Annotated in this window: 12 protein-coding genes; 3 read left to right on the top strand and 9 right to left on the bottom strand. The window is 72.9% G+C overall.

What is annotated here, in order from left to right; genetic code table 11:
* Window positions 1-10: 10 nt before the first annotated feature.
* Both sufB and Q6348_RS09835 read right to left on the bottom strand, forming a co-directional pair.
* The gene (gene sufB / locus Q6348_RS09840) at window positions 11-1,456 is read right to left on the bottom strand and encodes a Fe-S cluster assembly protein SufB (RefSeq protein ID WP_304601115.1); all 1,446 of its coding nucleotides are present in this window, start codon (window positions 1,454-1,456) and stop codon (window positions 11-13) included.
* Complete coding sequence (locus tag Q6348_RS09835) at window positions 1,453-2,196, bottom strand: helix-turn-helix transcriptional regulator (RefSeq protein WP_304601114.1); 744 nt, start codon at window positions 2,194-2,196, stop codon at window positions 1,453-1,455. Before Q6348_RS09835 ends, sufB begins: the two co-directional genes overlap by 4 nt.
* 150 nt (window positions 2,197-2,346) lie before the next feature.
* Here Q6348_RS09835 and Q6348_RS09830 point away from each other — a divergent pair, with 150 nt between their 5' ends.
* The 3 genes from Q6348_RS09830 to Q6348_RS09820 are packed head-to-tail and all read left to right on the top strand — an operon-like array spanning window position 2,347 to window position 4,979.
* Complete coding sequence (locus Q6348_RS09830) at window positions 2,347-3,243, top strand: ABC transporter ATP-binding protein (protein ID WP_304601113.1); 897 nt, start codon at window positions 2,347-2,349, stop codon at window positions 3,241-3,243.
* On the top strand, window positions 3,240-3,986 hold the full coding sequence (locus Q6348_RS09825) for an ABC transporter permease (protein ID WP_304601112.1): 747 nt from the start codon (window positions 3,240-3,242) through the stop codon (window positions 3,984-3,986). The genes Q6348_RS09830 and Q6348_RS09825 overlap by 4 nt, the downstream gene beginning before the upstream one ends.
* A gap of 15 nt (window positions 3,987-4,001) precedes the next feature.
* On the top strand, window positions 4,002-4,979 hold the full coding sequence (locus Q6348_RS09820; RefSeq protein WP_304601111.1) for a COX15/CtaA family protein: 978 nt from the start codon (window positions 4,002-4,004) through the stop codon (window positions 4,977-4,979).
* Between the two features lie 8 nt (window positions 4,980-4,987).
* Here the strand turns inward: Q6348_RS09820 and Q6348_RS09815 are convergent, their stop codons facing one another.
* The 7 genes from Q6348_RS09815 to steA form a co-directional block, all read right to left on the bottom strand.
* Window positions 4,988-5,929 (bottom strand): GGDEF domain-containing protein, encoded by a 942-nt coding sequence (locus Q6348_RS09815; RefSeq protein WP_304601110.1) that lies wholly within the window; start codon window positions 5,927-5,929, stop codon window positions 4,988-4,990.
* 60 nt (window positions 5,930-5,989) lie between these two features.
* Entirely contained in the window at window positions 5,990-6,595 is a 606-nt protein-coding gene (locus Q6348_RS09810) for an NUDIX domain-containing protein (RefSeq protein ID WP_304601109.1), read from the bottom strand.
* Window positions 6,592-8,253 (bottom strand): CTP synthase, encoded by a 1,662-nt coding sequence (gene pyrG / locus Q6348_RS09805; RefSeq protein ID WP_304601108.1) that lies wholly within the window; start codon window positions 8,251-8,253, stop codon window positions 6,592-6,594. The genes Q6348_RS09810 and pyrG overlap by 4 nt, the downstream gene beginning before the upstream one ends.
* Window positions 8,254-8,322: 69 nt before the next feature.
* On the bottom strand, window positions 8,323-9,921 hold the full coding sequence (murJ, locus tag Q6348_RS09800; RefSeq protein ID WP_304601107.1) for a murein biosynthesis integral membrane protein MurJ: 1,599 nt from the start codon (window positions 9,919-9,921) through the stop codon (window positions 8,323-8,325).
* A complete protein-coding gene (locus Q6348_RS09795; RefSeq protein ID WP_350339659.1) occupies window positions 9,918-10,703 on the bottom strand; it encodes a hypothetical protein in 786 nt (261 codons plus the stop codon). The genes murJ and Q6348_RS09795 overlap by 4 nt, the downstream gene beginning before the upstream one ends.
* A gap of 41 nt (window positions 10,704-10,744) precedes the next feature.
* Window positions 10,745-11,866 (bottom strand): copper transporter, encoded by a 1,122-nt coding sequence (locus Q6348_RS09790; RefSeq protein ID WP_304601105.1) that lies wholly within the window; start codon window positions 11,864-11,866, stop codon window positions 10,745-10,747.
* 28 nt (window positions 11,867-11,894) lie between these two features.
* Entirely contained in the window at window positions 11,895-13,082 is a 1,188-nt protein-coding gene (steA, locus tag Q6348_RS09785) for a putative cytokinetic ring protein SteA (RefSeq protein ID WP_304601104.1), read from the bottom strand.
* Window positions 13,083-13,085 lie beyond the last annotated feature (3 nt).

The following is a 13,085-nucleotide window of genomic DNA, read 5'->3' as shown; positions in this document are numbered from 1 at the left end:
CGGGCGGGCGTCAGCCCACCGAGCCTTCCATCTGGAGCTCGATGAGGCGGTTGAGCTCGAGGGCGTACTCCATCGGCAGCTCGCGCGCGATCGGCTCGACGAAACCGCGCACGATCATCGCCATCGCCTCGGTCTCGGGCATGCCGCGGGACATCAGGTAGAAGAGCTGGTCCTCGCTGACCTTCGAGACCGTCGCCTCGTGGCCCATGGACACGTCGTCCTCGCGCACGTCCACGTAGGGATACGTGTCCGAGCGAGAGATCTGGTCCACCAGGAGGGCGTCGCACAGCACGTTCGAGGCCGAGTGCTCGGCACCCTCGAGGACCTGGACCAGTCCGCGGTACGAGGTCCGGCCCCCGCCACGCGCGACCGACTTGGAGATGATCGAGCTCGAGGTGTGCGGCGCGGCGTGCACCATCTTCGCGCCGGCGTCCTGGTGCTGACCCTCGCCGGAGAACGCGATCGACAGGGTCTCGCCCTTGGCGTGCTCGCCCATGAGGTAGATCGCCGGGTACTTCATGGTGACCTTCGAGCCGATGTTCCCGTCGACCCACTCCATCGTCGCGCCCTCGGCGGCCGTGGCCCGCTTGGTGACCAGGTTGTACACGTTGGTCGACCAGTTCTGGATGGTGGTGTACCGGACGCGGGCGTTCTTCTTGACGATGATCTCCACGACCGCCGAGTGCAGCGAGTCACTCGAGTAGATGGGCGCGGTGCAGCCCTCCACGTAGTGCACGTAGGAGCCCTCGTCGGCGATGATCAGCGTCCGCTCGAACTGGCCCATGTTCTCGGTGTTGATCCGGAAGTAGGCCTGCAGCGGGATGTCGACGTGCACACCTGGCGGAACGTAGATGAAGGAGCCACCCGACCACACGGAGGTGTTCAGGGCGGCGAACTTGTTGTCGCCCGGCGGGATGACGGTGCCGAAGTACTCCCGGAACAGCTCGGGGTGCTCGCGCAGACCGGTGTCGGTGTCCAGGAAGATGACGCCCTGCTCCTCCAGGTCCTCGCGGATCTGGTGGTAGACGACCTCGGACTCGTACTGGGCCGCGACTCCGGCGACCAGACGCTGCTTCTCCGCCTCGGGGATGCCGAGCTTGTCGTACGTGCGCTTGATGTCCTCGGGCAGGTCGTCCCAGGTGGCGGCCTGCTTCTCGGTCGAGCGCACGAAGTACTTGATCGTGTCGAAGTCGATCCCGGACAGGTCCGCACCCCAGTGCGGCATGGGCTTCTTCTCGAACAGCCGGAGGGACTTCAGACGCGTCTTGAGCATCCACTCCGGCTCGTTCTTCATCGCCGAGATGTGTCGCACGACCTCCTCGTCCAGTCCGCGCCGCGCCGAGGCGCCCGCGGTGTCGGAGTCGTGCCACCCGTACTCGTACGCGCCGATGGACGCGATGATCTCCTGGTCGGAGGCGGGCTGGGCGGTGGTCACCGGCTCGGTCGGTGCGCTCATCGGTCTCCCTCCACGGCCGCCGTGCGGCGACCTGTCGGTCGGTGGGCAGTCGCGGATCCGCCGCGACTGGGCGATGTCCCGACGCCGAGGGCGGCGACCGGGACGTGGGTGGTGCACACGTGCCCGCCGGAGGCGAGCGTGGACAGCCGCTGGACGTGCACTCCCAGCAGCCGGGACAGGGCACGGGTCTCGGCCTCGCACAGCGCGGGGTACCGGGCGGCGACGTCGCGCACCGGGCAGTGCCCCTGGCACAGCTGCACGGCCATCCCGCCGGGAACCGACCGCACGGAGGCGGCGTAGCCCTCGGTCGACAGCGCCGACGCGAGCCGCTCGGTGCGGTCGCGCAGGCCCGGTGCGCCGTCCACGGCGGGCTCCAGGGACGCCTCCAGGTCCGCGGCGCGGCGCTCGGCGAACTCCTCGACCGCCTGCTCGCCGGCGACCTGGGCGAGATAGCCCAGGGCCTGCTCGGCCAGCTCGGCATAGGTGCAGTCCAGCGCTGCCTGCGCGGAGAGCGTCGCGACGTAGCGGCGGGCCGGACGCCCGCGACCCTGCGAGCCGGCGGGCCGGCCTGAGTGCACCGCGACCTGGCCGGCGTCCTCGAGGGCCGCGATGTGACGCCGGACGCCGGCCGGGGTCAGGTCGAGGTCGTGCGCCAGCTCGAGCACGGAGACGGGACCTGCCTCGACCACGAGGTGCAGGATTCGCGCGCGGGTCGAGCTGTCGATCTCGGGCGTATCCATGTCACCTCCGTCCGGCGGGCAGACCCCGTTCGCTAATTCGACAACATCTTCGTTGCTGAAATCCTTCCCCGCAACGAAGGGCACCCTCACCACGGGGTCTCGCGCCTCGCGGACTCGCGGACTCGCGCCGGGCGCCTAGACTCTCGGCCCGTGAGCCTGGTCGCCTCGAAGCTGGTGGTGCGCTACGGGCGGCACGAGGCGCTCGCCGGCGTGAACCTGACCGCACCCACGGGACGGCTCACCGCCCTGCTCGGCCCGAACGGCGCGGGCAAGACCACCTTGGTGGAGTGCACCGTCGGCCTTCGGCAGCCCACCTCCGGAACCCTGGAGGTCCTCGGTCGCGCGCCGACGGACCGGGCGCTGCGCACCCGGGTCGGGGTCATGCTCCAGGACGGTGGTCTCCCCCTGGCCGCCCCGGCCGGCTACGTGCTCCGCCACGTCGCGGCCATGCACGCCAACCCGCGCGATCTGCGCGAGCTCTCCGACCGCCTCGGGCTCGGCCCCCTGTGGCGCCGCCCGGTGCGCCGGCTCTCCGGCGGTGAGCGACAGCGCTTCGCCCTGGCGACGGCACTGGTCGGGCGCCCGGAGCTCGTCCTGCTGGACGAGCCCACCGCAGGGCTCGACCCGCAGGCGCGGCTCGCCGTGCACGACCTCGTGCGCGAGCTGCGCGCCGACGGGGCCACCATCCTGCTGACCACGCATCTCACGCACGAGGCCGCCGAGCTCGCCGATCACGTCGTGGTGCTCGACGCCGGACGCGTCCGAGCCTCGGGCACCCCCCAGGAGCTCGTCGGGACCGACCGCGGGCTTCGGATCCTGCTCGACACCGACCCGACACCGTTCCGCGCGGAGCTCGAGACGCTGCTGCGGGTGCCGGTGGTCGCCTCGCCGCGCCTGCTCGAGGTGCAGGGAACCCCGACCCCTGCCGTGCTCCACCAGGTCACGGGCTGGGCCAGGGACCGCGACGTCCGGATCCTCGAGCTCGCGGCCGGGCACCGTAGCCTCGAAGACGTGGTGCTCGCCCTGACCGGACGGGAGCTGCGATGACCGCCGGCCAACGCAACGCGCCCGCACCCGCGTGGCGACGCGTGGGTGCCCAGGCATGGTTCGAGGTGCGCGCCGTGCTGCGCAACGGCGAACAGCTGCTGATCACGCTCGTGCTCCCGGTCCTCGTCCTGATCCTCCTCGGCCGGACCACCGCACTCGGCCTCGGAGACGACCTGGCGGTCGTGGCTCCCGGGGTGCTCGCGCTGGCGGTGATGTCCACCGGGCTGACGTCTCAGGCCATCGCAACCGCGTTCGATCGACGAGCAGGTGTGCTGCGCTTGCTCGCCACGACGCCGCTGGGGCGCAACGGGCTCGTCGCGGGCAAGGTTGTCGCAGTGCTGGTCGTCGAGGCCGGGCAGGTGGTGGTGCTCGGCGGGGTGGCGATGCTGCTCGGCTGGCGCCCGTCCGGCATCCCCGGCGCCGTGCTCGCCCTGGCGCTGGGCACCTGGGCGTTCGTCGCGCTCGGGCTGCTGCTGGCCGGGACGATGCGCGCCGAGGCCGTCCTGGGAGCTGCCAACCTGCTCTGGGTGCTGCTCCTGGTCGGCGGTGGCGTGGTCGTCCCACCGAGCCGCCTGCCCGGACCGCTCACCGAGCTCGCTCCGCTGCTCCCGTCGGGGGCCCTGGGCGATGCCCTGCGGTCAACCCTCGCGGGCCACGGCCTCCCGCTGGCCCCGCTCGTGGTGCTGGTGCTCTGGGCGGCGGTGCTCACCAGCGGGGTCGCCCGCACCTTCCGCTGGTCGTGACGTAGGTTGGCCCCCGTGAACGCGCAGCACTCGATCCTCCACCCGTCGCCGACCTGGACCCGTCGTGTGCTGTGGGCGAACCTCGTGGGTCAGGTGACGATCGTCGTGACCGGCGGCGCCGTCCGTCTCACCGGATCGGGGCTCGGCTGCTCGACCTGGCCGGAGTGCGAGCCGGGTCAGTTCACGCCGATCCCGCACGCCGCCACATCGATCCACCCGTACATCGAGTTCGGGAACCGGACCATCACCGGGGTACTCGTCGTCCTCGCCGTCGCCGCACTGTGGGTGGTCTGGCGAGGCCCGCGGCGCAGCCGCGGGATGCGCGCACTCGCGACCGTGCCGCTCGTCGGCGTCCTCGCACAAGCGGTGATCGGTGGGCTGACGGTCCTGGTCAAGCTCAACCCCGCCCTGGTCGGCTCGCACTTCCTCATCTCGATGGTGCTGGTGTCCGCCTCCACCGCTCTGGCCCTGCGCGCCGGACGTCCCGACACCCCACCCCGGTGGGCGGTGGGGGGGCGCACGCGAGCCCTCGCCGTGGCGCTCGTGCCGCTGGCAGCGGCCGTGCTCGTGCTCGGCACGGTCGTCACCGGCGCCGGTCCGCACTCCGGGGATGCGACACGGCCCTCCCGCTACGCCCTCGACCCGGTCACCGTGGCCCGAGTGCACTCGCTCTCGGTCTGGGCCTACGTGGCCGTGCTCGTGACCCTCGCGCTCGTGCTGCGCCGCCTCCGCCGCCGGGGTGGCAGCGATCCGGCGCTGGGCGGGGCCCTGCGCCGCACCGGGGACCTGCTGGTGATCTCGGTGGTCCAGGGCGCGATCGGGTACCTGCAGTACCTCACGGGACTCCCCGGTGCCCTGGTCGGCCTGCACATGCTGGGGGCCTCGCTCATGGTGGTCGCCCAGACCGCCCAGCTCCTCGCGCTCCGCCCCCGGACGCCCGCGCCGAGCGGCGCACCCGACCGCCCCGGGGCCCCCGCCGCGGCCGCAGCCTGAGCGCTCCCTCAGCGCCGTCGCTTCACCGCGTACATCGCCGCGTCCGCGCGACGCAGCAACGTCGCGACGGTGTCGTGCGGGCCGACCAACGCGACCCCGGTGGAGAAGGCGATGGGGCTCACGTCGGCCAGGCCGGCGGCGACCTCCCGCGCCCCGTCGAGGTCAGTGTCCGGCAACAGGATGAGGAACTCGTCGCCACCGGCGCGACCGAGCAGGTCCTGCCCGCGCAGCCGGGCACGCCACGAGTCGACGGCCTCGACCAGGACGCGGTCGCCTTCCGCGTGGCCGTGCGTGTCGTTCACCTCCTTGAACCCGTCAAGGTCCACGAGGACGAGAACGGCCGGGGCGCCACGACGCCGGCTCCCGGCGATCGCCGAGGCGGCCATCGCCGCGAAGGCCGTCCGCGTGAGCACCCCGGTGAGCGCGTCGACGGTGCCGTACCACCGCAGCACGGTCAGCACCCGGCCCACGAGGTACCCGGCGACCACCGAACCCGCCACGACCACCGACCACGGAATCCAGTGCCATCCGGCGCCGGAGAGCGCCAGGCCTACCGCCGAACCACCCGCCGTGACCCCGAGCGCGGCCGTGAGCCACGCGCCCTCGAACGCGTAGGCGGCGTAGAGCACGGGGTAGGTGAACGCACTCATCGTCAGGATCGCGCCGGTCAGGGTAGCGGCACCGGCGAGCATCCAGACGTCCACCCCGACCGCGAGCATCACGACGCCCCACAACGCGGCCGTCGAGCGTCGCCCGAGAGCTGCCGCAACGGCCAGGAGCGCGAGCGCGGCGACGACGACGGGCAGCCGGTCGGTCCGGGAACCGGTCGTCAGCGGGGTGACGGCGAGCGTCGCCACGACCGCAGCGGACGCGGTCAGGAGCCCCGACAACGCCCAGCCGCGGGTCTCGGCGCGCAGCAGAGCCCCCGTGACGACGCCTGGCGGATGCACGCCGTCATGGTAGGACGACGAGGCGGGCGCAAGATCATCCGTCCACAGCGCCCGGCCGGCTCAGGGCTCGACCGGATCCAGCCCCTGCCACCCGTCCGCCGAGGCCATGGCCACCGCCAGGATTCCCGCGACGGCGGCCGGGTTGCGGACCCGGCGTTCCCGCACCGCCGTGACCGCCTCCGCCAGGGGGACCCAGATCGGCTCGATGCCCAGCTCCTCGGCGCGGCGCTCGTGACGCTCGCCGTCGGGAACGCGGCGCAGGTCGCGCGCCAGGAAGACCTCCACCTGCTCGTCGGAGCATCCCGGACTGGCGTAGAAGTCGACCAGGCGCCACCAGCGCGCGGCACTCAGATCGGTCTCCTCGGCCAGCTCGCGCGCCGCCGTGCGGACGGCGGGCTCACCCGGCTCGTCGCGAAGCCCGGCGGGCAGCTCCCACAGCTCGCCGCGCACCGGATGGCGGTACTGACGAATGAGGAGCACCCGCTCGTCCTCGTCGAGGACGAGCACCGCGACCGATCCGGGATGTGTGAGGTACTCCCGCGAGACCCGACCGCCCGGACCGAGGTCGACGACGTCCTGGTCCAACCCGAACTTGTGACCCGAACCCAGCGTCCGCGACTCGAGGACGGGGTAGCGCGCGGCACGGTCGGCCAGCGGCGACGTCACGCTTCGGCCTGCCGTGCCAACGCCGCCGCGATCAGGCCGGCGAACAGCGGGTGCGCCCGCGTCGGACGGCTCTGGAACTCGGGGTGCGCCTGCGTGCCGACGTAGTACGGGTGGACGTCCGGCGGCAGCTCCACGAACTCCACGAGCGAGGAGTCCGGCGACACGCCGGACACCACCAGGCCGGCCTCCTCGAGCTGCGCCCGGTAGGCGTTGTTGACCTCGTACCGGTGCCGGTGGCGCTCACTGACCCGCTCGGTGCCGTACGTCTTGGCCGTCACCGAGCCGGGCGTCAGCACGGCCTCGTACGACCCGAGCCGCATCGTCCCGCCCATGTCGCCCGCGCCGTCGACGATGGCGCGCTGCTCGGCCATGGTCGCGATCACGGGGTGCTCCGGGTCGGTGTCGAACTCCGACGAGGACGCTCCCGCCAGCCCCAGCACCGAGCGCGCGTACTCCATCACCATGACCTGCAGGCCCAGGCACAGGCCCAGGGTGGGCACCTGGTGGGTGCGCGCCCAGCGAGCCGCGCCGATCTTGCCCTCGATGCCTCGCACCCCGAAGCCGCCGGGGATGCACACGCCGTCCACGCCGGACAGGGCCCGGTCGGCACCCTCCGGGGTGGCGCACGTGTCGGACGGCACCCATCGCAGCTGGACCTTGGCGTCATTGGCGAAGCCTCCTGCACGCAGGGCTTCGGTGACCGACAGGTACGCGTCGGGCAGGTCGACGTACTTGCCGACCAGGGCGATGGTCACCTGGTGGCTGGGCCGGTGCACCGCGTCGGTCACCTTGTTCCACGCCGACCAGTCCACGTCCCGGAAGGGCAGGTCGAGGCGACGCACGACGTAGGCGTCCAGCCCCTCGCGGTGCAGCACCCGCGGGATGTCGTAGATGCTCGGCGCGTCGGCCGCGGTGACCACGGCCTCCTCCTCGACGTCGGTGAACAGCGCGATCTTGCGCTTCGTCGAGTCCGGGACCTCACGGTCGCAGCGCAGCACGAGCGCGTCCGGCTGGATACCGATCGAGCGCAACGCCGCGACCGAGTGCTGGGTGGGCTTGGTCTTCAGCTCGCCGCTCGGGCCGATGTACGGCACGAGCGACACGTGCAGGAAGAACACGTTGTCGCGGCCCACGGCGTGGCGCACCTGGCGGGCCGCCTCGAGGAACGGCTGGGACTCGATGTCCCCGACGGTCCCGCCGATCTCGGTGATGATCACGTCCACGTCCGGGCCTGCCTGGGCGCGCATCCGGGTCATGATCTCGTCGGTGATGTGCGGGATGACCTGCACGGTGTCGCCCAGGTACTCCCCGCGCCGTTCCTTGGCGATCACGGAGGAGTAGATCTGCCCGGTCGTCACGTTCGCCTGCGCGGTCAGCGGCACGTCGAGGAACCGCTCGTAGTGACCGATGTCCAGGTCCGTCTCGGCACCGTCGTCGGTGACGAAGACCTCGCCGTGCTGGAACGGGTTCATCGTCCCGGGGTCGACGTTGAGGTAGGGGTCCAGCTTCTGCATCGTGACCCGTAGGCCACGGGATCGCAGGAGCCGCCCGAGGCTCGAGGCCGTGAGCCCCTTGCCGAGCGAGGAGGCGACGCCCCCCGTGACGAAGATGTGCCGCGTCGTGAACTCCGACCGGCCGAAAGTCGCGCGTTCTGCCACGGGCTTCCACCCTACCGGACGACGGACGGTGCCCCGGTGCCGGGGGTCCGCTCTCCCGGCGTGTCGGGATCAGCCGCGCACGGATCGCAGCCCGGCGAGCGCGCCGCGATCGGCGAGGAGCACGCCGACGGCGAGCACACCGACGGCGACCAGGCCGCCCGCGATCGCCGCGAGCACCCCCGGCAGGACTCCCCCTGCCCCCAGCACGTGTGCTGCCACGACGCGCCCGAGCCACGCGCCGAGCGCGCCGCCCGCGAGCGAGACCCCGGCGGTGCGTGCCAGGCCGACGAGCGCCTCCGCGCCGGCCGCGCGACGCAGCGCGGCCACGGCGACCAGGGCACCGAGCGTCATCCCGGCGGTGGTCGCGGCACCGACCACGCTCAGCGTCCGCGCCTGATCCTGCACAGCCCCGACCAGCACGGCGGCTGACAGCAGCGCGAGCAGGCCGACCGCCGCCCATCCCGAACCCACGGCGATCCCGGCGGACCGCCCCCGGTGCAGCGCGTACAGCGTGCGTGAGAGGTGGAACGACACCGCGAAGCCGATCAGGCCGGGCGCCATCCAGGCCAGCCCGGCGCCGGCGCCCTGGACGGGACCGTCGGCGATCGCGGCGTACACGGACTCCACAGCGGGAGCGGCGGCCACCAGGACGGCGGCACCGGCCACCGAGACGAGGGCGACGCCGCGGGTCGTGCCGGACGCCAGTCGCGCGAAGCCCGGGCCGTCGTCGGCCGCGACGCGCTCCGCGAGCCTCGGGAATGCCGCCGTGATCAGCGGGAAGGCGAGCACGGCGTAGGGCAGGAGATACACCTGCTGGAGGAACTGCCAGATGAGGAACGTCCCGGACCCACCCCACCGGTTGGAGACCAGCACGGTGACCAGCACGGTGAGCTGCTGGGCCACCACAGCCCCGAGGCCCGCGAGCATCAGCACCCTGGCCCTCGCCCCGACGCCCCCGAACCGGAGGGTGGGGCGGACGCGCAGGCCGGTGCGCCAGGCCGGAACCACGACGCATGCCGCCAGCGCCGCGACACCTGCGGTGGTGCCCCACGCCAGCAGGTCGAGCGCGGAGGACGCCACCGCCGCCGGATCGTCCTTGGGTCCGGGCACCATGTGCCCGAAGACCACGAGGACGCCGATCACGACCAGGTTGTTCACCAGGGGCGCCAGGGCCGGCCAGGCGAAGCGACGGTGCGCCTGGAGCACGCCGAACAGCACCACGGCGATGCCGTAGAGCGGCACCTGGACCGCGAAGACCCGCAGGAACGATGCGGCCACCAGGATGGAGTCGCGCTCACCCCCCACGAGGAAGGCGGCCAAGGGCCGGGCCAGGAGAGCCATGAGACCACCGAGCGGCACCAGGACCACGAGCGTCCAGCCCAGCAGCGCGGAGGTGATGTGGTCGACGTCGCGCCGAATCCCCTGGGCGAGCGGCGCCGCGAGCAGGGGCACGACGGCGCCAGCGAGCGCACCCCCCGCGGCCACCTCGAACAGCACGTTCGGCACGACGTTGGCCGAGGTGTAGGCCGAGCCGAGCTCGTTGGGTCCCACCGCGGCCGCGAGCACGAGCGATCGCGCGAAGCCCGTGAGACGACTCGCCACGGTGACCACCGCGATCAGGACGGCGGCGCCGGCAAGCCCGCCCGCGGCGACCCTGGGCGCCGTCACGCGCGCCGACCCCAGGCGTCCAGCTCCCGCAGCCCGGAGGTGCGCGCGATCACGTCGGAGAAGCTGATCCGCTCGCTGGCCAGGGTGAGGCCGACGGCACCGGCCAGGAGGCCCACGCGACCGACGCGACCGGTCCCCGCCAGGGCGGCCACGCCCAGCACGGCGCCCAGGGCGTTCGCGCCGCCGTCGCCGAGCATGTCCCGTTCTGCGAGGTCCGCGGGCAACGCGGCCGACGCGGCGCCCAGGACGACGGCGCCCGCCGGGCCTCCCTCCCCCGGCAGCGTCGCGAGCGATGCCAGCCAGACCGCCTTGAGGGCACGCCCCGGACGCAGGTCGAGCAGGTTCACCAGGTTCGCCGTGACCGCCACGAGTGCGCCACCGGTCAGCACGTCGCCGAGCCACACCGCGCGCGAGCCGGTGGGGCGGCCGACGGCGAGCGCGGCCGCCACGGTGCTGACCGCTCCGATGCCGAGCAGCTTCAGGCCGCCGGTCGTCAGCTCACCGTGCGCGAGCGCACCCAGGTGACCGCGCAGTCCCTTGCGGGCGCGCCCGGAGTCCTCGGCGAGGTCGTCCACGAGGCCGAAGGCCAACCCTCCGGCCCCGGCGATAGCGGCGGCACCGCGCCACGGCGCGGGCAGCGCAGCCGTCCCGGCCAGCACCCCGAGCCCCACCGCCGGACCCTCGAGCAGGCTGATGGGCGCGCCGCGGTGGTTCGTCCTCGTCCACCGCGGCGTGCCGCCCCACGCGGCCTCCAGACCGGCGCGGACCCCGGCGCTGGCCACGCAAGCGAGGACCGCAGCCGGGGCTACGCGTGGCCGCCCCATCAGCCCTGCCCGGTGGACGCCGCGCTCTCCGTCGGGCTCGGGGAGGGCTCGGCCGGGGGCTGGGCAGCCACGCGCTCGATCGGCGGGAGCGCCGTGCGGTCCGGCATGGCCGCGGTGGCCTGCGGGCCTGCACCGTACTGGCCGACGACGCCCGCGATCCGGTCGGCCAGGCCGAGCGGCACGGCGAGCAGACCCTGGGGGGTGCGCACCCCGTCCACGGTCGTCAGGAGCTTCGACAGCGCGTCATCAGTGCGGATGGTGCGTACCAGGCTGTCGTCGGCGACCTCGCCCGTCACGACCACCGCTCCCGCGGATCGGCGCTGGACGGCCTGGGAGATCGCCGCCCAGGCATCCAGCCGGGCCTTGCGCGAGGCGCTGTCGGTCGGCGAGGCGGTCTCGGTCGGCGTAGGCCGCGGCGAGGCCGAGCCGCTCGGGGTCGCGGTGGGCGCCAACGTGGGGACGGCCTCGTCGACCGGCGTGATCGGCCCGGCGAGCACGACGACGGCATCTGCCGGCTGGGTCACGGGGCTCGTGACGGTGACCAGCCCCGAGTCGCCGGTGAGCAGGTCGAGCAGCACGCCGGCGTTCTCCGACAGGGCGTTCGGATCGGTGGGCGACGTGCTGCTCAGCCCCTGGGCGAGCGCCTCGGCGAGCTCGACGTCCGCGCCGGCATCCTGGGCGGGCGCCGGGTCGAGGTAGGTGATCATCGTCCCGGCCAGCGACTGCCGGAACGCGGTCCGGGTCGGGTCCGTCCACGCTGCGGTGACGTCCGCGACGGCGGTCACGGCCCCGCCCGCCTGCTGGATAGCCGCGCCGACGGAGTCCACCACGGCGGAGTCCACCTCGCCGAGGGTGACGACGGCCACCCGGCGGCCCCCCAGGACCCCCTCCAGCACGCTCGGGGTGAGCGCCGAGATCGCGTCCCGCGAGTCCGCGAGGTTGCTGGACAGGTGGTCCGCCTCGGCACGCAGCTGGTCCTTCTCGGTGCGCAGCTGGTCGACCTGTCCGGTCAGCGTGTTGCCGATGGACTCCTTCAGCGGCCCGGCACCCAGGGCGATCCCGACGGCGAGCGCCAGGAACACCGAGATCAGCGAGACGAGGTGGTAGCGAAAGTCGATCATGCAGTGCTCTCCGGATCCACGACGGGGCTCAGCCCCCGCCTCCGAACAGGGTGCCGAGCGATGACCAGAAGTCGTCGAACGAGGCACCGACGAGGCCGAACATCGTCTGTCCGGCGGTGGTCGAGGCCAGCGCGACCCCGAGCGCGAGCAGGCCGGCGACCACCAGCCATGCCAGCTGCCAGCTCGAGATGCGCTGACGATACAGCCGTGAGACACCCTTGGCGTCGATCAGCTTGCCACCCACCCGCAGCCGGGTGAGGAAGGTGCTGGCCATGCCCGCGCGTCCCTTGTCCAGGAACTCCACGAGCGTGGCGTGCGTGCCCACCGCGACGATGAGCTCCGCGCCCTTGTCGTCCGCGAGCAGCATCGCGACGTCCTCGCTGGTGCCGGTGGCCGGGAACACGACAGGGTCGATACCCAGCTTCTCGACGCGCTCGACCCCCGGAGCCCGCCCGTCCCGGTACGCGTGCACGACGACCTCCGCCCCGCACGTCAGAGCACGGTCGGACACCGAGTCCATGTCCCCGACGATCATGTCCGGGGTCCACCCGGCTTCGAGGATCGCGTCCGCGCCACCGTCGACACCGATGAGCACCGGGCGGTACTCCTTGATGTACGGCCGCAGGACCACCAGGTCCTCCTTGTAGTGGTAGCCGCGGACCACGATGAGCACCTGGCGGCCGTCGATCGCGGTGTGCACCTCCGGCACACCCACCCCGTCGAGCAACAGCTCACGTTCGCGCCGCAGGTAGTCCATCGTGTTGGCGGCGAAGGACTCCAGCTGCACGGCGAGGCCGGCCCGGGCCTCCTCCATCGCCGCGGCCACGGACTCGGTGTCCTGCACCACGCCCTCGGCGACCAGGGTGTCGCCGTCGTAGACGGCACCGTCGACGACCCGCACGGTCCGACCCTCGACGAGCGTCAGCACGTCCGGGCCGAGGTCGTCGACGAGAGTGATCCCGGCCTCGACCAGGATCCCGGGACCGAGGTTGGGATAACGACCCGACGTCGACCGCTGGGCATTGAGCACCGCCAACGGCCGACAGGCGACCAGGGCCTCAGCGGAGACGCGGTCGATGTCCAGGTGGTCGATGACGGCGATCTCACCAGGGCGCAGTCGCTTGGTGAGGTTCTTGGTGCGCGGATCCACCCGGACGGCTCCGGCCGTGCCGGAGGTCTCGGGTGCGGGACCGTGCGCTCTCAGACGTCGTCTCATTGC

Origin of the sequence: Actinotalea lenta, from assembly GCF_030586465.1 — a bacterium.
Classification (GTDB): domain Bacteria; phylum Actinomycetota; class Actinomycetes; order Actinomycetales; family Cellulomonadaceae; genus Actinotalea; species Actinotalea lenta.
This window is presented reverse-complemented; position numbering and strand designations above follow the sequence as displayed.